This is a genomic window from Pseudomonas sp. BMW13, assembly GCF_013357275.1.
Classification (GTDB): domain Bacteria; phylum Pseudomonadota; class Gammaproteobacteria; order Pseudomonadales; family Pseudomonadaceae; genus Aquipseudomonas; species Aquipseudomonas khazarica.
Genome location: NZ_SUKD01000080.1, coordinates 1 through 770 on the forward strand (window position 1 = coordinate 1; position 770 = coordinate 770).

The 770-nt window shown below is 58.8% G+C and carries 1 protein-coding gene; it reads right to left on the bottom strand.

The window, feature by feature from the left end; all coding sequences use genetic code 11:
* Positions 1-2: 2 nt before the first annotated feature.
* Positions 3-770: elongation factor Tu (locus E4487_RS24270; protein WP_175254581.1), on the bottom strand; the 768-nt coding region annotated here is incomplete at its 5' end.

The window sequence follows — 770 nt, forward strand, 5'->3', positions numbered from 1 at the left end:
GATTACTCGACGATCTTGGCAACCACGCCGGCGCCGACGGTACGACCGCCTTCGCGGATCGCGAAGCGCAGGCCGTCTTCCATGGCGATCGGCTTGATCAGGGTGACAACCATCTTGATGTTGTCGCCCGGCATTACCATCTCAACGCCTTCCGGCAGTTCGCACGAACCGGTCACGTCAGTGGTACGGAAGTAGAACTGCGGACGGTAGCCCTTGAAGAATGGGGTGTGACGACCACCTTCTTCCTTGGACAGAACGTACACTTCAGCTTCGAACTTGGTGTGCGGCTTGATGGTGCCCGGCTTGGCCAGAACCTGACCACGCTCGACTTCATCACGCTTGGTGCCGCGCAGCAGCACGCCGCAGTTCTCACCAGCACGACCTTCGTCCAGCAGCTTGCGGAACATCTCAACGCCGGTGCAGGTGGTCTTGGTGGTCGGACGCAGACCAACGATTTCGATTTCTTCCTGGATCTTGACGATACCGCGCTCTACACGACCGGTAACAACAGTACCGCGGCCGGAGATCGAGAATACGTCTTCGATCGGCATCAGGAACGGACGGTCGATGGCACGAACCGGCTCAGGAATGTAGCTGTCCAGAGTCTCGACCAGCTTCTTAACAGCGCTGGTGCCCATTTCGTTGGTGTCTTCGCCGTTCAGAGCCATCAGCGCGGAGCCGATGATGATCGGAGTGTCGTCACCCGGGAAATCGTAGGTGCTCAGCAGGTCGCGAACTTCCATCTCGACCAGTTCCAGCAGCTCAGCGTC